Origin of the sequence: Flavobacterium sp. (assembly GCF_028689845.1) — a bacterium.
GTDB lineage: Bacteria > Bacteroidota > Bacteroidia > Flavobacteriales > Flavobacteriaceae > Flavobacterium.
Genome location: NZ_JAQVCH010000019.1, coordinates 24,027 through 41,807 on the forward strand (window position 1 = coordinate 24,027; position 17,781 = coordinate 41,807).

General features: G+C 33.6%; 17 protein-coding genes. 4 read left to right on the forward strand and 13 right to left on the reverse strand.

The features are described 5' to 3' along the window. Positions 1-27 precede the first annotated feature (27 nt). A complete protein-coding gene (locus PHR76_RS08590; protein WP_300061028.1) occupies positions 28-1,665 on the reverse strand; it encodes a DUF4832 domain-containing protein in 1,638 nt (545 codons plus the stop codon). Positions 1,666-2,212: 547 nt separating this feature from the next. On the opposite strand from PHR76_RS08590, the gene PHR76_RS08595 reads away from it, so the two are divergent. Together PHR76_RS08595 and PHR76_RS08600 are read left to right on the forward strand one after the other, a co-directional pair. Then, positions 2,213-4,132 (forward strand): DUF294 nucleotidyltransferase-like domain-containing protein, encoded by a 1,920-nt coding sequence (locus PHR76_RS08595; protein WP_300061031.1) that lies wholly within the window; start codon positions 2,213-2,215, stop codon positions 4,130-4,132. A gap of 2 nt (positions 4,133-4,134) precedes the next feature. Continuing rightward, the gene (locus PHR76_RS08600; RefSeq protein WP_300061033.1) at positions 4,135-4,746 is read left to right on the forward strand and encodes an exonuclease domain-containing protein; all 612 of its coding nucleotides are present in this window, start codon (positions 4,135-4,137) and stop codon (positions 4,744-4,746) included. Here PHR76_RS08600 and PHR76_RS08605 read toward each other — a convergent pair. From PHR76_RS08605 to PHR76_RS08660, 12 genes are all read right to left on the reverse strand, one after another. Then, the gene (locus tag PHR76_RS08605) at positions 4,720-5,217 is read right to left on the reverse strand and encodes a 4'-phosphopantetheinyl transferase superfamily protein (RefSeq protein WP_300061036.1); all 498 of its coding nucleotides are present in this window, start codon (positions 5,215-5,217) and stop codon (positions 4,720-4,722) included. The two genes, PHR76_RS08600 and PHR76_RS08605, sit on opposite strands and share 27 nt — an antisense overlap. Beyond that, a complete protein-coding gene (locus tag PHR76_RS08610) occupies positions 5,214-5,468 on the reverse strand; it encodes a phosphopantetheine-binding protein (RefSeq protein ID WP_300061039.1) in 255 nt (84 codons plus the stop codon). The genes PHR76_RS08605 and PHR76_RS08610 overlap by 4 nt, the downstream gene beginning before the upstream one ends. Before the next feature lie 6 nt (positions 5,469-5,474). Further along, positions 5,475-6,752, reverse strand: a complete 1,278-nt coding sequence (locus PHR76_RS08615) for a beta-ketoacyl-[acyl-carrier-protein] synthase family protein (protein ID WP_300061042.1) — start codon at positions 6,750-6,752, stop codon at positions 5,475-5,477. Between the two features lies 1 nt (position 6,753). Continuing rightward, the gene (locus PHR76_RS08620) at positions 6,754-7,188 is read right to left on the reverse strand and encodes a hydroxymyristoyl-ACP dehydratase (protein ID WP_300061045.1); all 435 of its coding nucleotides are present in this window, start codon (positions 7,186-7,188) and stop codon (positions 6,754-6,756) included. 7 nt (positions 7,189-7,195) lie between these two features. Next, positions 7,196-7,978, reverse strand: a complete 783-nt coding sequence (locus tag PHR76_RS08625; RefSeq protein ID WP_300061048.1) for an SDR family oxidoreductase — start codon at positions 7,976-7,978, stop codon at positions 7,196-7,198. Beyond that, positions 7,972-9,024, reverse strand: coding sequence for a type III polyketide synthase (locus tag PHR76_RS08630; protein ID WP_300061051.1), 1,053 nt, complete (start codon positions 9,022-9,024; stop codon positions 7,972-7,974). Before PHR76_RS08630 ends, PHR76_RS08625 begins: the two co-directional genes overlap by 7 nt. Positions 9,025-9,034: 10 nt before the next feature. Beyond that, entirely contained in the window at positions 9,035-9,742 is a 708-nt protein-coding gene (locus PHR76_RS08635; protein ID WP_300061054.1) for a methyltransferase domain-containing protein, read from the reverse strand. Then, entirely contained in the window at positions 9,742-10,872 is a 1,131-nt protein-coding gene (locus tag PHR76_RS08640) for an NAD(P)/FAD-dependent oxidoreductase (protein WP_300061057.1), read from the reverse strand. The genes PHR76_RS08635 and PHR76_RS08640 overlap by 1 nt, the downstream gene beginning before the upstream one ends. 72 nt (positions 10,873-10,944) lie before the next feature. After that, a complete protein-coding gene (locus PHR76_RS08645) occupies positions 10,945-12,315 on the reverse strand; it encodes a serine hydrolase domain-containing protein (RefSeq protein WP_300061059.1) in 1,371 nt (456 codons plus the stop codon). A 108-nt stretch (positions 12,316-12,423) separates the two neighbouring features. After that, positions 12,424-14,331 (reverse strand): acetate--CoA ligase, encoded by a 1,908-nt coding sequence (gene acs, locus PHR76_RS08650; RefSeq protein ID WP_300061061.1) that lies wholly within the window; start codon positions 14,329-14,331, stop codon positions 12,424-12,426. Positions 14,332-14,433: 102 nt separating this feature from the next. After that, positions 14,434-16,146, reverse strand: coding sequence for a sodium:solute symporter family protein (locus PHR76_RS08655; RefSeq protein WP_300061063.1), 1,713 nt, complete (start codon positions 16,144-16,146; stop codon positions 14,434-14,436). An 88-nt stretch (positions 16,147-16,234) separates the two neighbouring features. Then, positions 16,235-16,495, reverse strand: a complete 261-nt coding sequence (locus PHR76_RS08660) for a DUF4212 domain-containing protein (RefSeq protein WP_300061066.1) — start codon at positions 16,493-16,495, stop codon at positions 16,235-16,237. A 168-nt stretch (positions 16,496-16,663) separates the two neighbouring features. Here PHR76_RS08660 and PHR76_RS08665 point away from each other — a divergent pair, with 168 nt between their 5' ends. After that, on the forward strand, positions 16,664-17,272 hold the full coding sequence (locus tag PHR76_RS08665) for a flavin reductase family protein (protein WP_300061069.1): 609 nt from the start codon (positions 16,664-16,666) through the stop codon (positions 17,270-17,272). A 1-nt stretch (position 17,273) separates the two neighbouring features. After that, positions 17,274-17,744, forward strand: coding sequence for an SRPBCC domain-containing protein (locus PHR76_RS08670; protein ID WP_300061073.1), 471 nt, complete (start codon positions 17,274-17,276; stop codon positions 17,742-17,744). The last annotated feature ends 37 nt before the right edge of the window (positions 17,745-17,781 follow it).

Genomic DNA, 17,781 nt, shown 5'->3' on the forward strand with positions numbered 1-17,781 from the left:
TAACAAATTTAAAGATAAAAGAGCGGTTTAATGTCTGACAATAAATCGTCTGGAATCGTTTGTTTGACCATTTTCAAATTGAATAAAATAAACGCCGTTACTTAGACTTTGCGTGTCCATACTAACTTTATTTCCATTTTGAGTTGTGTTTAATTTAATTTCTTGACCTAAAGAATTATAAACAGTAAAACGATAATCTTCTACAGAATCCATTTCAATATGCAGTACATTATCAGAAGGCACTGGATATAATGTAACATTTAAACGACTGTTTTCTGCAACTCCCAAAGCTTGATTAATCACAACCGTGTGGTTTAAATCATTATAACCGGTTGTACTTTCCCACATCGCATTATTAGCAAATCGAACTGCATATTCAGGTCTGTTAGCTATTGAACTATCGATATCTGGCATATGTAAATACATTTTATAACTACCTGGAACAATATCTGCTGGCAAAGGTAAATTTTCAGTAATTGTTTTGGTTCCTAACCATAATCGAGGGTTCGCATTCATCACAATGGGATAGGTTTGATTGGTTACCGTATTTTTCAAAACAACATAAATATAGCGTTCATTAAAAGGAGCCGAAAATCCGATGTTCGTTAAATTAAAACTTACCGATAATTGACTATTGGCTGTTATTTGAGTTGGCAAAGTGGCATTGTTTAGTTCAAAACGATATCCTAAACGGTTTTGAATTTCACTAAAACACTCGTTCGTTTGCCATCCGCTTATTACATTAGGGTGATAATCTAAATTTAGATAAGACCAATGAAAACGATTCATTTCTTGTAGGGCAGTAGTGCAATTGGTTCTTGATTCAAAAACAGCACAAGTTTCGCCACCCATTGGTAAATATTTTGTTTCTTGCTCTAGGTATGGATATTCTGTGGCTACGTTAGAATACGTTCCCACATCGCTATTACTAGATAAAAAGCAATCATTGTGATGGCCAATTCGTGCCAAAGTTGAGTTAGAATGAGCTTGCCCCGTTGGAAGTGGAGTAGTCGTGTTATATAATTGTTGTTTAAATTTTGGTGTTCTAATTTGAACTGCACGGGTAGAAGGAATAGCCGCTAAAAAAGCATCGATTACATTTTTTCGGTTGGTGTAGTTGGTACTCGTTAAACTAGTTGTACTGTTGTAGCCATAACCACCAAAATCAGCTTGAGAAGTGTAATACCATTCGCCCCAAGTGCCAATAAATCCCGCTTGAAAAGTAGAAATCACATCTGTATTAGCAATCAAAACAGGTTTTAATTGATTAATATGAGCTAAGATTGTAGACTTAGAAGCATCACGTGGACTAGCACTTTCATCATCACTGTAGGCAAATCTCACAATACATTTAATTCCAGCAATCCGCATTCGATTAAAATCGGTTTGCATATTGTTTAAATAGGTTTGTGAAATAGCTGAATTGACAAAATCTTCCAAGTAGAAAACCCTTAAAATCAAAGTTATTTTTTGATTTTGACGATAATTTGTTAATGTGGATTGAGTAAGTAAATGATAATCAGTCGAATGTGTTTCGGTGTGTTTGTAAAAACCTCGTTCAGGATTGGAAAACAGCTCAGTTGAGGCAGAATACGATTTCGTAGTAGTTTGTGCATTCGCTACAATACATAGCAATACACTCAGAAAAGTAAATAATGTTCTCATAGTAGTAGGTTTAGTTTTTTGCTAAATTTGGGTTATAGCATGTTCTAGTTTATTTTTGTAGAACGATGTTGGGATTCATTGTTTTACATTCCAAATATAGATGAAATGTATTTTTTATCCGATGAATGACACTATAAAAAATCATATTTAATCGATGAACTACATTTATTTCTATTTTCAGTACAATAATTCTTATAATATAATTTGACTTATTTACGATTTATAATTCATCAATATCAATTTTTTATTAATTACTACTGTAAGGTTTGGAAGGAAATAGTTAATTCAGATTTTATAATAGTTTTATAAAACACCTATTAATTAACTAGTTATCGATATAATATAATGAACTATAATTTATATTATGTAAAATAGAAAATTATTAAATCACACCCTTGACTTATAAGTAAAGAATCAATAATAATCTATAAGTAGCTCCCATCCGCTGTTGTATTTGGAATTATAGCTAAGTTTGTGAATAAAATCAATTTTAACGTTTACTGATAACAAGTAATTTTGTTTAAATTTATACCATAACAAAAACAGTATGAAAAACTCTATCGCAGAAAGAATTGCCGATTTTCTTAAAAATTTTCCACCTTTCAGCAGTTTATCTTTTGTGGAGCTTGTAACCATAGCAAATGAAATAAACGTTATTCATCTTGAAAAGAATAAAACACTTTTTAAAGTTGGAGATCAAACACATCCTTATTTTTATATTGTAAAAGAAGGTGTTATTGGTTTATCTGTTACTTCTGATGCTGATGAAACGTTAATTGATAAATGTGATGAAGGAGATATTTTAGGTTTACGACCCTTTTTTGCAAAAGACAATTATTTAATGACTGCAAAAGCTCGCGAAGAAAGTCTGTTATATGCTATACCTATTGAAGTTTTCAATCCTTATGTTTCTAAAAATCAAGCTGTTTTAGGTTTTTTGCTGGAGAGTTTCGCTTCTAATACTCGAAATCCGTATGATAAGGACAATAAAGGAAAATTAATTTCTGAAAACGTAATTTATGATGAGCAAAAATCTGAAATTCAGTTCTTTCAACCGATATCTTATACTAAAAAACCAATAACGGCAACCCGAAAAGATAGTGTAAAAACTATCGCTCAAACCATGACCAAAAGTAAGATTGGGAGTGTTATTATAGAAGAAAATAAATTACCGCTAGGCATTGTGACCGATAAAGACTTACGTTCTAAAATCGCCACCGGACTTTTTCCCATTGAAACGACTGTCGATCAAATCATGTCGTCTCCCGTCATTACGGTTCCAGAAAATATTTCGATAGCCGAAACGCAAATGATGATGTTAAAACATAATATTGGTCATTTGTGCGTAACCCTTGATGGCACGAATAAGTCCGCAATTATGGGAATTATCTCTGAGCATGATGTGGTGGTTGCTCAAGCAAACAACCCCGGAGTTCTTTTAAAACAGACAAAAAGAGCGACTCGTTCTAAAGAATTAAAAGTAGTTCGAGAAAAATTAACCGATTTAATTCAACATTCGTTAGATAAAAATATTCCAATTCAACATATTTCTAATATTGTAGGCGAATTAAACAATGCAATTTCCAAAAGAGCAGTTGAGTTAGCACTAGAGAAAATGGAGGCCGAACCCCCTACTCGATTTGCTTGGTTAAGCATTGGCAGTCAAGGCAGAAAAGAGCAACTATTAATAACTGATCAAGATAATATTTTGGTTTTTGAAGATGTAGAAGATGAAAACTATGATAAAACCAAGAAGTATTTTCTAGAATTAGCAGAAAAAGTAACTAAAACATTAAATAAAATTGGTTTTGAATTTTGTCCTGCCGAGATGATGGCGAGTAATCCAATGTGGTGTAAGTCTTTGTCTGATTGGAATAAACAATATAATAATTGGATAAACACGCCTGGCGAAAAAGGAATCCTAATGTGTTCTATTTTCTTTGATTATGATTTGGTTTTTGGCGATGAAAAATTAGTGGATTCATTGACAGAAAATATTTTTAAACAACTTAAAAACAATCAATTATTTTATGCCTATTTAGGAACAGATGCATTGCGAAACCCTCCGCCGCTAGGTTTTTTCAGACAATTTTTAGTAGAAAATGATGGCGAACACAAAGATGCTTTTGATATCAAGAGTCGGGCTTTAATGCCGTTAATTGATGCGGCTCGATTGCTGACTTTAAGTTTAGATGTTCGTGGAATTCAAAACACCTATAATCGCTTTAAAAAATTAGCAGAGATAGAACCACAAAATGCTGAATTATTTGACAATTGTGCCGAAGCTTTTTCACTCTTTTCTCGTTTTCGAACAGAAGAAGGTTTGTTGAATAATTCAAATGGTAAATACTTGAATTTAAGTGAATTATCAAAAACAGATAAAGTAAAACTTAAATATGCTTTTCAACCTATTCACGAAATACAAGAAGTCATTAAAAATCGTTTTCAACTTACTTATTTTACCTAGAAATGGATTGGAATTGGTTTAATAAAATAAAGAAAGAACATCCTAAATTTTGGAAAAAATACCTTTTAAATTTTGAAGGTGATTTGGCCGAACCCAAACGATATGTTGTTTTTGACTGCGAAACGACAGGTTTGGATTTCCGAAACGATGTCATTCTTTCAATTGGTGCTGTAGCCGTAATTGGAAATGCTATTCATGTGAATGATTCATTAGAGCTATACCTCAAACAAGATCTTTATAAACCTGAAACGGCCGCTATTCATGGTTTATTAAAAGAAGGAAAAGAAGAAAAAATTGTGGAAGCCGAAGCAATTATTCGCTTTTTGGATTTTATTAAAGACGCTATTTTAGTTGGGCATCATGTCAATTTTGATATGGAAATGATTAATCAAGCATTAAAACGTTTGGAAGTTGGAAAATTAATGAATGATAATATGGACACCGATGCGATGTTTCAAAAACTAAAAGGATATCAAGAAGACCAACATTCGAGTTTAGACGAACTTTGCAAAACTTTAAAAGTATCAAAAAGCGATAGGCATACCGCTTCTGGCGATGCTTATATCACCGCCTTAATTTTTCTAAAATTAAAAAGCAGGTTGAAAATTGCTTAAATTCTTTAAAAAAAAGATAAATTCCAGCTCTCCGTGATGACTTTTAGTTGCTGGTGCTAGTTTTCCGTTATCGTTAAAAAACGGAATTTCTCTGTTATAAATCAAGGGTGCTGAGCAAGGTAACGAAATACAATTTTTAAAATCAGCCTTTTTAGTAACCGCTAAGGTGTGCAAACAAGTTCCTTCTTTTATCGTTTTTGTATAATAAACTTCGTTTTGATAACGAACCTTTTCAATACTGATACATTCTATTTTTTTAGGATAAAACCCTCTCGTCGCTCCTTTTTGTCTTAAAATTTTATAAACCGCTTCTTTCTGACTCCACATTGTCCAAATTGTCAATGTTTTATCTTCAGAAGTTTTGATGAACAGTTGCTCTTCTAAAATGAATAACTTATCTAAAAAACCTTTTCTAGAAATCGTGCTTTCTCTTGCAGCTAGTGCTAAATCTACGACATCATTTCCAATCATTTTTTAGCTAATTTTGCTTCAATAACTGCAATTGAAGCAGAAACATTGATCATTTTCTCCATCGATTCATTGTCTATTTCTACATCAAAAACTTCTTCGATATCTAATATTACATCGACTAAATTAGCCGAATTGATTTTTAAATCACTTATAAAATCGGTTTCTTCCGAAAGGTTTTCAAAAGCTTCTTCATTTTTGATATACGGTTTGACAATGGTCTTTAATTTTTGAATTATCTCTTCTTTTTTCATATTTTTTTAAATTTTAAATTTCTTAAAAATTACGCAAGCATTCACATCACCAAAGCCAAAACTTGCTTTGATGGCAACCTTAATGTCTTTATGAATCAATTTTATCGGAATTTTTGATGAATCCACTAAGTCAGCGATTTCAGGATGTAAATCTTCACAATTCAAATTTGGAAAAATAAAACCGTCCTTAATTTGCAAAACGGTAGCCACGCTTTCCACACTTCCAGAGGCGGTTAAACAATGACCAATCATCGATTTTAACGAATTAATATACGGAAAATTAGTGCCGTTTAAACCTAAAGTTTTTGTCCAATTAAGAATTTCTAAACTATCTTTAGATGTGGCAGTTAGGTGTCCGTTTATCACATCAATTTCTGAAGGTTTAATAGCTGCGTTTTCTAAAGCTGCTCGAATACATTTTTGTACCGCAATAGAGTTAGGTGCCGTCATCGTTCCTTCGCCTCGTTGTCCACCCGAATTGCTATTCCCGCCCAGAACTTCGGCATAAATAGTTGCTTTTCGGGCCAAAGCGGTTTCTAACTCTTCTAACACAAATGCTCCTGCTCCACTTCCTGGAACAAATCCAGAAGCGGAAGCACTCATAGGCCGCGAACCTGTTTCAGGCGATTGATTATGTTTATAAGTGCAGACTTTCATCGCATCAAAACCAGCCCAAATATAAGGTCCGCTGTCGCTCGTGCTGCCTACCAACATGCGTTTGGCTTGGCCTGAAATAATGCGGTCATATCCCATCAATATACTTTCCGTTCCGGTTGCACAAGCAGAAGAATTGGTTGTTACTTGGTTTCCTAAACCTAATTTTCCTGCTAAATAAGCACTGACACCACTGTTCATGGTTTGAGCCACAACGGTGCTGCCTAAACGTTTTGTTTGAAAATCGTCAATTTTATAAATACTTTCCCGAAATTTATCAATTCCTGAAGTGCCCGAACCAAAAATTGTTCCGGTTTCCCAGTCAGGATTTTCATTAATTTCTAACGATAAACCAGCATCTTTCCAAGCTTCCATTCCAGCCATCACTCCATATAATATGCCGTTTGCATTGAAATTGCGTAATTCCAATTCAGTGAAATAAAAACATTTCATTGCCTCTGAAATAATTGGTTTTCCTGCTATCTGACAAGAAAATTGCAAGCGTTCTAATTCTGAATCATGTTGAATTCCCGATAAACCCAATTGAATGGCTTTTGAAAAAGCAGCAACTCCCACTCCATTGGGAGCAACAACACCTAATCCTGTAATTACAACTCTTTGCTTTACCATTTTACGCTGCTATTATGATTCCGGCCAATGTTCCTGTACAAACTTCCTCGTTTTGACTATTTAGTAACTTTACTTTACATTTTAATTTTCCAAAACGAAAATAAATTTTTTCTGAAATGACCGTTACTTTTTCATTTGGATAAACGGGTTTTAAAAAAGCAACTTCTGAGGAAGTAAACGCAATTTTGTTAGGTTTATCGTTTATCGTCAAGTAAATTCCCAAACAAACAAGGCCAATTTGAGCCATCGTTTCAATTAAGATAACTCCAGGTGTAATGGGATTATCAATAAAATGTCCTTTATAAAAAGATAATTCTTCCGAAAATGTTACACAACCTTCCACCCCATTCTCATCGATTCGAATTAATTCGTCTACAAACAAAAAAGGTTTTGAATACGGTAATTTACTTAAAATCAATTGGTTTAGTTCGTTCATGAGCTATTTATTGTAAATGTTCTCCACCATCCACAGGAATTATTGCTCCATTAATCCAAAGAGCTTCAGGCTGACATAATAAATATACTGCATTGGCGACATCTTCCGGGGTTGTTAATCGTTTATTTGGATTTCTTTTTGTTGCAATTGCTTTAATTTTATCACTATTTGGAATTAGTTGCAATGATTTTGTATCGGTTACGCCAGCTTGAATACAATTGCTACGAATTCCAAAAGGTGCAAATTCGACAGCGATTTGTCTTGAAATAGCTTCTAATGTTGCTTTGGCGGCACTAACTGCCCCATAAAAGGGGATTGGTTTGCTGCTTCCTTCACTTGTAAAAGCAATAATTCCCGTATTTTTAGCAAATAAATTCAGTTCAAAAATAGCTTTTGTCCAATCGTATAAAGAGATTGCCATGGCGTTAATCGTAATCGTGAAATCATCATTTGTTAACAAATTATCACCTACCATTCCTTTCAATGTTCCCTTGGCTAGACTATGAACCATGAAATTTATTCGTTCGTTTTTCAACTCATTTTGAATAGTTTGTAAACAATTCATCCTTTTTTCAGGATTGGTTGCATCACAATTGAATGTTAGCAATTTAACACCAAATCTCTTTATTAAATTAAAATCAGTTTCAATTTCCGTCATCGCCGCCCGACTATCACGATGGACAATGCAAATATTCATTCCTGATTGAGCTAATCTTTTGGCAGTAGCTAATCCTAAACCAGCACTTCCACCGAGAATTAATGCCCATTGATTTTCTAATTTTTTTACCATTCGATTAAAATGCGTTGTGCTGTAAAACCGGGACCAAAACTCAACAGTAGTCCGCGTTCTCCAGCAGTTGGTTTTTTAATTAAAATACGTTCTAACACAAATAAAACAGTTGCACTCGACATATTTCCGTACAATCGTAGTACTTCCTTGGTATCGTGTATATCTTTTCCTAATTCTTGAAATAAACCTTCGACTAATTGTACAATTTTTTTTCCACCGGGATGAAAAATAAGGTGGTCAATATCCTTAATCAGCAGCTCATTTTGAGCTAAAAACGGATGTATAATGGCAGGAAAATGTTCGCCAATCGTTTCTGGCACTTCAATGTCTAAAACCATTTTTAAACCGTTATTGGTCAAATCAAAACCCATCATTTTTTCTTTATCATAAAAATGATACATGGCTTCATCTAGTACAGTTGGACCAACTTCATCTGGAAAAGAAGACAATAAAACGCAGGCCGCTCCATCACCAAAAATGGCAGCACTCACCATGTTGGCCATTGAGAAATCGTCTAATTGAAAAGTGGCGGTCGGACTTTCAACAGTAATCACAGCAGCTCGTTTATTTGGATTAGCTTTGAGAAAATTCTTAGCATAAATCATTCCCGAAACACCGCCCACACAACCCATTTCGGTCACGGGAAGTCGCACGATATCTTGTTTTAGATGCAAACGATTAATCAAATAAGCATCTAATGACGGAATCATAATTCCGGTGCAACTCACGGTAATAATATAGTCCAATTCCTCAGGTTTCCATTCGGCTTGTTTTAAGGCTTTGGTTAATACTTCTTCGCCCAGTTCAATCATTTCTCGAGCATAAATGGTGTTTCGTTCTTCAAAAGAGCGTAAGCTAAAAACATCTTCTGGATCCATGATAGAATAGCGTTTGTCAACTTGAGCTCCTTCAAATATTTTTTTTACTTTTCGGATAAAACGAGAATCTTGACCGTGCAACCAACTTTCTAAAAAAGGTAAAATATCAGCTGTTTCACGCGAATATTTTGGCAGTGCCGTGGCCACTGTTTTAATTTTTACAGGCATATAACTATTTTTATTTAAAGATAATCCATTGATATCGAAAAGCCCATTTCCATTGGATATTTTGTTTTGAAACGTTTATTTTTTCTGAAAAATTAAGCAATTCATTCTTTTTAAATCCACGTAAAATAGAAACTAAACCATCTTTTCTAGACATTTCATTCAATCCGAATAAATAACAAATTAGTTGAAATAATCGGTAGGCAATCGCACTTCTGTGTAAATCATTAATAACGACGCCTATCCTACTCTGTTTTGAAAATAAGTTGATTAAATATTCAATCTGTTCATTTTTAAAATGATGTAAGGTTAAGGTACACAATACTATATCATAATTAATTTCACTAAATACTTTAGAAAAAACATCCTCATTTTGATAGCTAATCATCGGATAGTTTTTAGATAATTTTTGTGCATAATTGATTGTAAATGCATTGGCATCGATTCCAATTAAATTTACTTTAAGCTGATTTTTTATTGCAAAATCAGCTAGAGTCCGAAGCATATCACCATTACCACAACCCACGTCGACAATAGTTATAATTGTTTTAGGTTTAAGGCTGAGTAACTTTTCCACTCCTTGTAAAGTTAATTTATTTCCTCCCAACATTTTATTAATAGAGGCGATTTTATCTAAAGCATCTTGGAGTTCTTTACCTTCAAGGGTAAAATCATCCATGATTTCTTCTTCTTCAGTACGGTATTTAGTTTGTATGCTCACTATTGTATTGGTTTGCCGTGTGTTTTACGAATAATTAATGGAAGTAAGCTTGGAAATTGGAGCACTATTTTCATCAAAACGGCACTCCAGTATTTATTTAATAATATTTTGGACAAGAATTTACCCATCTGCAATCGGTTTTTAAATTCTTGATTCCATCGGTTTAAATAATTTTTTTCCATTAGTTCTCTAGCTTGTTTTCCTTCAAGAAATAAAGCGACTTCTATACTAGCTAATTTTGCACTGTGAATTGCCATCGCCATGCCGTTTCCGCAAAGTGGATGAATTAAACCAGCCGAATCGCCTAACATGAGCATCTTATTTTCAACTTGTTTTTTATCTTCAAACGAAATTTGACTAATCGTAAGTGGGTTTTCAAACAAGAGTGTCATTTCTTTTAAAATGGCTTTTAGCTGCGGATTCTCATTCATTACATTTTCTTGAAAATCGGCAATATTTTTATATTTTTTAAAGACATTATATTGAACGATATAGCAAATATTAATTATATTCTCTTCTACTTTTGATATACCACAATAACCACCTTCAAAATTATGTAAGGCAACCAAATCATTGGGAAAGTTTCCTGAATAATGTCCTTTAACGGCTAGCCATGGTGATTTTTTAAAAATAAAACTTCGATTTAGTTCTTTATCTAAAGTCGAACGCTTTCCAAAAGCACCTAAGACAACTTTAGCTGTAAAGAAATGGTTTTTTGCTGTTTGGAGAGTAAATTCTTCCGATTCAAAATTGACTTTCAATACATTTTCATGTCTGATGTGACAGCCGAGTTCGACAGCTTTTTTGGCTAAATAAAAATCTAAGGCAAACCGACTTATTCCAAATCCGCCCAACGTTAAATTACTAGAAATTTGTTTTCCCGAACTAATTGAAAAGGTTGTTTTATTAATTTTTGTTGGACTTAATGTTTCTAAATCAACTAATAACGATTTAAAATAAGGCAACACTTCATTAGAAATAAATTCGCCACAAACTTTATGTTTTGGATATTCATTTTTTTCAAACAAAACAACTTGATATCCTTTTTGAGACAAGTCGATAGCTGCCGTTAATCCGGCTAAACCACCACCGATAATAACAACATCTATTAATTCTGACTTATCTTTCAATTGGATTTCAATTTTTATAAAGATACTAAATATGTGTCATTCTTGCTCTTTATGAAATTGCTTTGGTTTGGTTTACTGTTTTTGTAGTAAATCGGCTTCAATGCCATAATATTTTTCAATACGATTAGCCATTATAACCGTTTTTTTGGAATCTTTTATTCCAAAAGTTAAAGTGATTAAATTATCGGCTAAAGCAAAATCAGTTTCCGAGATTGTTATTAATTTAAACATTTGACCATCTTTACGTTGGCTATATAAATTACCGTCTTTAAAAGTGATATAGCGAATAGTTTGGTCTTCATAAATATAAGTCCCCACCCATTTTTTTAGTTGTTCGTTTGTTATTTTGGAGTTTGATTGCTTTATAATTGGTTTACCAAGTGCAATCGCTGCTGCTTGTAAAGCAGGTTCAGAAGGATTTATTCCGTTATTATTGGATAAGACAATTACGTAACAATTTTGCTTTGGAGCATAGAGTCCATAAGTAGAATATCCAAAAATACCCCCCGAATGTTCTAAAGTTTGTTCGCCTGCAAGTTCGTTAGGCATCCATCCGTAACCATAAAATAGGGGTTTTCCACTAGTGGTCGTATAATTAGTAAAAGCCAATTGCTTAGACTTTTCTGAAATTAATTTATTGGTATGAATAGCTTGATTCCACAACAACAAATCATCAACATTCGACATTAAAGAACCGGCCGCATAAGGCAAAGTCATGCTTAAATATTCTGCATTTTGATAGCCTCCTTCTCCATCAGGTTGATAACCGCTGGCACGATTAGCTATTATTTCTGTTTTACTTCCATAAAGAGAATGAGACATTCCAATCTTTTTAAAAATAAAAGTTTCTATAAATTCTTCATAAGAAATTTTAGAAACTTGTTCAATAATATAACCCAACACAATATAGCCAGAATTGCTGTAGTTAAATTTTTCACCAGGTTTAAAATCTAGCGGTTCATTTTTAAACATTGCAATAAGCTCAATTGGCGTCATGTCTTCACTAGCGAATGTTCTAAAACTTGGCATGTCGGTATAACTTTTAATTCCAGAAGTATGTGTCAGTAAATGATGAATAGTTATTTTATTTCCATTTGGATAATCTGGAATATATTTTGAAAGTGAATCTTGAAGCGAAAGTTTATTTTGTTCCATCAACATTAAAATAGCAACAGCTGTAAATTGTTTGGTAATGGAGCCTAATTCTAAAATATTTTCAGGTTTCATTGCTACATTGAGTTCCATATTTGCATTCCCAAATGCTTTTCGATAGATAATTTCTCCATCTTTGGCAATTAGAACGGTTGCTCCAGGCAAATTTGGCTGATAATAGTTTTGAAAAACCACATCGAGTGTTTGTTCTATCGATTGGGCAAAACTATTTGCTGCTGGAAAAGCGAATAGTAAATATAAAACAAGTAAAAACTTAGCTGTTTTTATCATAGGAGTTTTATTTCTATTTAATTATCATGTTTATTGTTAGCAATTTACAAAAAAAACCGCTTTGTAATATATAGCGGTTTTTAGTATAATTATGAAAAATAGTAATTATTATATTTTCTCGTCTTTAATTTCGTCTACTATTTCAGGATTCAAAAGAGTTGAAATATCACCAAAATTAGAATAATCACCTTCTGCAATTTTTCGTAAAATTCTACGCATAATTTTTCCTGAACGAGTTTTTGGTAAACCGGATACGAATTGAATTTTATCTAATTTAGCAATTGGTCCAATTTGGTCTGAAATTAATTGGTTAATTTCTTTCCGTAAGTTTTCTTTATCGCGGGTTGCTCCCGCTTCTTTTAAAATGACAAATCCATACAACGCATTTCCTTTGACATCATGTGGAAAACCGACAATCGCACTTTCAGCAACTGCTGGATGTTCATTGATTGCATCTTCGATTGGTGCTGTGCCTAAATTATGACCAGAAACAATAATGACATCATCTACACGACCTGTAATTCGGTAATAGCCTACTTCATCGCGTAAAGCTCCATCGCCTGTAAAATATTTACCTGGAAAAGCCGTAAAATAAGTTTCTTTATAGCGTTGGTGGTCATTCCAAATTGTCCGAGCCATTGCTGGCCAAGGGAATTTAATACACAAACTTCCTGTTACTTGATTTCCTTCAATTTCATTACGTAATTCATCCATCAATACTGGTTGAATTCCGGGTAACGGTAAAGATGCATAAGTAGGTTTGGTTGGCGTAACAAATGGAATGGGAGAAATCATAATTCCACCTGTTTCAGTTTGCCACCATGTATCTACTAACGGACAGCGTTTTCCACCTACGTGATCATTATACCAATGCCAAGCTTCTTCATTAATGGGTTCGCCCACCGATCCAATGACTTTTAATGAATCTAATTGAAAACGTTGCACATAATCTAAGTTTTCTTTGGCTAAGGCTCGAATTGCTGTGGGTGCCGTATAAAACTGAGTTACTTGATGCTTTTCGATGACTTCCCAAAACCGACTAAAATCGGGATAAGAAGGAACGCCTTCAAAAATAACAGTCGTTGCTCCATTTAGTAATGGACCATATAAAATATAGGAATGTCCGGTAATCCAGCCGATATCAGCGGTGCACCAATACACATCATTTTCTTCATAATTGAAAACATTTTTAAAGGTATAGGCTGTAAAAACCATGTATCCCGCAGTAGTATGCACCATTCCTTTTGGTTTTCCGGTAGAACCAGAGGTGTATAAAATAAACAACGGGTCTTCTGCATCCATTATTTCAGCTACATTGGTTGACATTGCCTCGTCTAAAAGCGGTTGTAGCCATAAATCACGTCCCTCTTTCATTGTAATAGATTCGTTAGTCCGTTTTACAACCAACACTTTTTCAACTGAAGGGGTTTTTTCTAAAGCTTCATCAACAATTCCTTTTAAATCGATGGTTTTATTCCCTCTAAATCCACCATCGGAAGTAATGACTAATTTACAATCGCTATCATTAATTCGAGTTGCAATCGCTGCAGCTGAAAAACCTGCAAAAATCACCGAATGGATTGCTCCAATTCGTGCACAGGCCAAAATAGCAACCGCTAATTCTGGAATCATGGGTAAATAAATACAAACACGATCACCTTTTTTAATTCCTTGGTCTCGAAGTACATTGGCCATTTTTGCTACTCGAGTATATAACTCATTATAAGTTATGTGAACAGCTGCTTCATTTGGGTCATTGGGTTCAAAAATAATAGCTGTTTTTTCCCCTCTTTTAGATAAATGCCTGTCAATGCAATTTTTTGTGATATTCACTTTAGCATCAATAAACCATTTAAATTGGGCTTCTTGCATATCAAATTCAAAGACTTTATCCCACTTTTGATACCAAGTGAAGTTTTCGTCGGCAATGCGATCCCAAAATTTACGGGGTTCACGTACTGATTTCTTATACATCTTGAAATAATTCTCGAGGTCATGTATTTTATAGTAACTCATATTCGATTTTTATTCTTTGAAAAAAGTAAAATTAAGGATTTTAATTGTTTTATGAATATTCCTTTCTATTAAAATTGGAATTAAAAAACTAAAAAAAATTATCTAATGGTCTAAAGCCTCACCAGCACCAGAAGGAATTCTGATGTTTTCTACAATATCTTGAACTTCTTGTGGTGGTTCTGGCGTAAATCTATTCACTACTAAAGCCACCATAAAATTAACTAGCATTGCGATTGTACCAAATCCTTCAGGTGAAATTCCAAACCACCAACTAGGCTTTAAAGATTCAACCATTTCTTTTCCACCATCAAAAACGCCAAATTTGAATTTTAACATATAATAAAGCATCAAAGCCATCCCTACAATCATGCCGCTAATCGCTCCTTCTTTATTCATTTTTTTATAAAAAATACCCAAAATAATTGCAGGAAAAAAGGAAGCGGCGGCTAAACCGAAAGCTAATGCGACGACGGCGGCTACAAATCCTGGCGGATTGATTCCAAAATAACCAGCGATAACAACTGCTACAGCAGCTGAAATTCTCGCAGCCCATAATTCGTTTTTATCAGAGATAGCTGGATTAATCATTTTTTTGATTAAATCGTGAGATATTGAAGAAGAAATAACCAACAACAATCCCGCAGCCGTAGATAAAGCGGCAGCCAATGCACCAGCTGCAACTAAAGCAATCACCCAATTAGGCAAATTAGCAATTTCAGGGTTAGCCAACACCATGATGTCATTATCAATTGTCAATTCATTTTGTTCCTTATCGGCAACATACTGAATTTTTCCATCTTCATTTTTATCTTCAAAAGTTAATAATCCCGTTTTTTCCCAATTCATAAACCATTGTGGCATGGAAGCATATTCTTTTTCACTAACCGTTTGAATTAAATTCGCTTTGGCAAATACAGCCACGGCAGGAGCCGTAGTATATAAAATTGCAATTAACAACAATGCCCATCCAGCTGATTTACGTGCGTCTCGAACTCTTTTGACCGTAAAAAAACGGACAATAACATGTGGTAAACCAGCGGTTCCCACCATTAAGGCTAAGGTAATGGCAAAAACATCAATCATCGATTTTGAACCATTGGTATATTCTGCAAATCCTAATTCTGTTTGCAAACCATTTAATTTATCTAATAAATAAGTGCCCGAACCATCTGTAATAGTATCACCCATTCCGAATTGCGGAATCGGATTTCCAGTCATTTGAATAGAAATAAAAATGGCTGGAACCATAAAGGCGAAAATCAACACACAATATTGTGCCACTTGGGTATAAGTTATTCCTTTCATGCCGCCTAAAACGGCATAGAAAAGTACAATAATCATCCCGATTACGACACCTGTTTCGATATCTACTTCTAAAAACCTAGAAAACACAACTCCTACTCCACGCATTTGCCCCGCTACATAAGTAAAGGAAACAATTAAAGCACAAAATACAGCAACAGTTCGAGCTGTTTTTGAATAGTACCGATCTCCAATAAAATCAGGCACTGTAAATTTTCCAAATTTTCTAAGATAAGGGGCTAACAATAAGGCTAATAAAACATAACCGCCAGTCCATCCCATTAAATAAACAGCACCATCATATCCTGCAAAAGAAATAATTCCCGCCATTGAAATAAAAGAAGCTGCACTCATCCAATCGGCCGCTGTTGCCATGCCGTTTGCTAGTGGAGAAACGCCACCACCGGCAACATAAAATTCTTTGGTAGAACCTGCTCTAGACCAAATTGCAATTCCAATATAAAGAGCAAACGTAATTCCTACGATTATATACGTCCAAGTTTGTACATCCATTTTTTTTATTTTTGAGTAGCTGCGTTACTGAGTAGCTGAGAAATTAGGTTTTATTTTTTTATTTTGCTAAGAATTAATCACGAAAAAACTATTTCTCGTCGAATCCGTATTTTTTATCTAATTTGTTCATTAACCGAACATAAACAAAGATTAAAATTACGAAAACATAGATTGAGCCTTGTTGAGCAAACCAAAATCCAAGCGGAAATCCTCCAATTTTAAAATTATCTAGACTGTCTTTAAAAAGAATTCCAGCTCCAAAAGAAACTATAAACCAAATTCCTAGTAGTATAAAAAGGTAACCTAAGTTCTCCTTCCAATAAGCGGTAGCACGAGATTTATTTTCCATATTCTATATAAAATGATTGTGTAATAATGTTTAAAATTTATCTAAATTATAATAAATTGACAAATAATTGATTATTTTTAAAATGATTTTGAATCTTTCTTAATTTTTAAATCCATTTACTTCGATAATCGCTATGATTTCCTTTAATTTGTATAAACAATAAAAAAAATGCAATTTGATACCGAATCAACGGATGCTTCCGTATTATACAAGCTTTTAACCGGAACCATTATTCCGAGACCTATTGGTTGGATTTCAACAATTGATGATCAAGGAGTCAATAACTTAGCTCCTTTTTCTTATTTTAATATGGTTAGTAGTGACCCGCCCTGTGTGATGTTTTCAACACGAAGAGATAATAATACCAATAAAGACACCTTAAATAATGTTTTAAATAACAACCAATTTGTGGTTAATCTGGTGACAAAAGAAGTCGTAGAACAAATGAATACTACTTCGGCAAATGTTACTTCTGATATTGATGAATTTGAATTAGGAAACCTTTCGCCTATCGATTCTGTTTCAATTCAACCAAAAAGAGTGAAAGAAAGTTTGGTTCATTTTGAATGTGAAAAAATCCATCATTATTTTATAAAAGATAAAAACGGTACTGAAACTGCTTGCGTGGTGATTGGTCAAATTAAAGTTATTCATATTAACGATTCTATTCTTTCTGAAAATAATAGAATTAATTTAGAAAAATATAAGCCTGTTGCACGTTTAGCAGGTTCAAATTACGGAATTCTAGGAGAAATATTTTCAATAAAAAGAGCTTAAAATGACAACAGAAAAATTAGAAATTGAAGTAGCAATGCAGATTCGAAGACCACTTCATCAAGTTTTTGAAGCAATAGTAAATCCAAATATAATGAGCTATTACTTTATTTCTAAAAGTACTGGTTTGATGGAAGAAGGGAATGAACTTATATGGAATTTTCCAGAACTGGAAGCAGATTGTCCGGTTAGAATTGGAAAAATCATTAAAGATCAATACATTTCTTTTTATTGGACGATTGATGAAATTGAGCTTCTGGTTGAAATGAATTTGACAGAACGAGAAAATAATTCAACCTTAGTTACCATTACCGAAAAAAGTCGAGAGAATGATGTTGCTGGTTTGAAATGGCTTTCGGCAAATTCTTTTGGATGGGCTAATTTTTTAACCTGTTTAAAAGGTTATTTAGAATATAGAATTAATTTAAGAAAAGGGGCATTTGATTTTATGAAATTAGAAAATCAATGCACTTAAAAACTACTAAATTGAGGGCTAAAACATTGCTTTTCTC

What these genes read in the sequence shown, in the direction of transcription:
- PHR76_RS08590 (WP_300061028.1), bottom strand. Translation starts at nt 1,665, where the DNA reads ATGAGAACATTATTTACTTTTCTGAGTGTATTGCTATGTATTGTAGCG.
- PHR76_RS08595 (WP_300061031.1), top strand. Translation starts at nt 2,213, where the DNA reads ATGAAAAACTCTATCGCAGAAAGAATTGCCGATTTTCTTAAAAATTTT.
- PHR76_RS08600 (WP_300061033.1), top strand. Translation starts at nt 4,135, where the DNA reads ATGGATTGGAATTGGTTTAATAAAATAAAGAAAGAACATCCTAAATTT.
- PHR76_RS08605 (WP_300061036.1), bottom strand. Translation starts at nt 5,217, where the DNA reads ATGATTGGAAATGATGTCGTAGATTTAGCACTAGCTGCAAGAGAAAGC.
- PHR76_RS08610 (WP_300061039.1), bottom strand. Translation starts at nt 5,468, where the DNA reads ATGAAAAAAGAAGAGATAATTCAAAAATTAAAGACCATTGTCAAACCG.
- PHR76_RS08615 (WP_300061042.1), bottom strand. Translation starts at nt 6,752, where the DNA reads ATGGTAAAGCAAAGAGTTGTAATTACAGGATTAGGTGTTGTTGCTCCC.
- PHR76_RS08620 (WP_300061045.1), bottom strand. Translation starts at nt 7,188, where the DNA reads ATGAACGAACTAAACCAATTGATTTTAAGTAAATTACCGTATTCAAAA.
- PHR76_RS08625 (WP_300061048.1), bottom strand. Translation starts at nt 7,978, where the DNA reads ATGGTAAAAAAATTAGAAAATCAATGGGCATTAATTCTCGGTGGAAGT.
- PHR76_RS08630 (WP_300061051.1), bottom strand. Translation starts at nt 9,024, where the DNA reads ATGCCTGTAAAAATTAAAACAGTGGCCACGGCACTGCCAAAATATTCG.
- PHR76_RS08645 (WP_300061059.1), bottom strand. Translation starts at nt 12,315, where the DNA reads ATGATAAAAACAGCTAAGTTTTTACTTGTTTTATATTTACTATTCGCT.
- acs (WP_300061061.1), bottom strand. Translation starts at nt 14,331, where the DNA reads ATGAGTTACTATAAAATACATGACCTCGAGAATTATTTCAAGATGTAT.
- PHR76_RS08655 (WP_300061063.1), bottom strand. Translation starts at nt 16,146, where the DNA reads ATGGATGTACAAACTTGGACGTATATAATCGTAGGAATTACGTTTGCT.
- PHR76_RS08660 (WP_300061066.1), bottom strand. Translation starts at nt 16,495, where the DNA reads ATGGAAAATAAATCTCGTGCTACCGCTTATTGGAAGGAGAACTTAGGT.
- PHR76_RS08665 (WP_300061069.1), top strand. Translation starts at nt 16,664, where the DNA reads ATGCAATTTGATACCGAATCAACGGATGCTTCCGTATTATACAAGCTT.
- PHR76_RS08670 (WP_300061073.1), top strand. Translation starts at nt 17,274, where the DNA reads ATGACAACAGAAAAATTAGAAATTGAAGTAGCAATGCAGATTCGAAGA.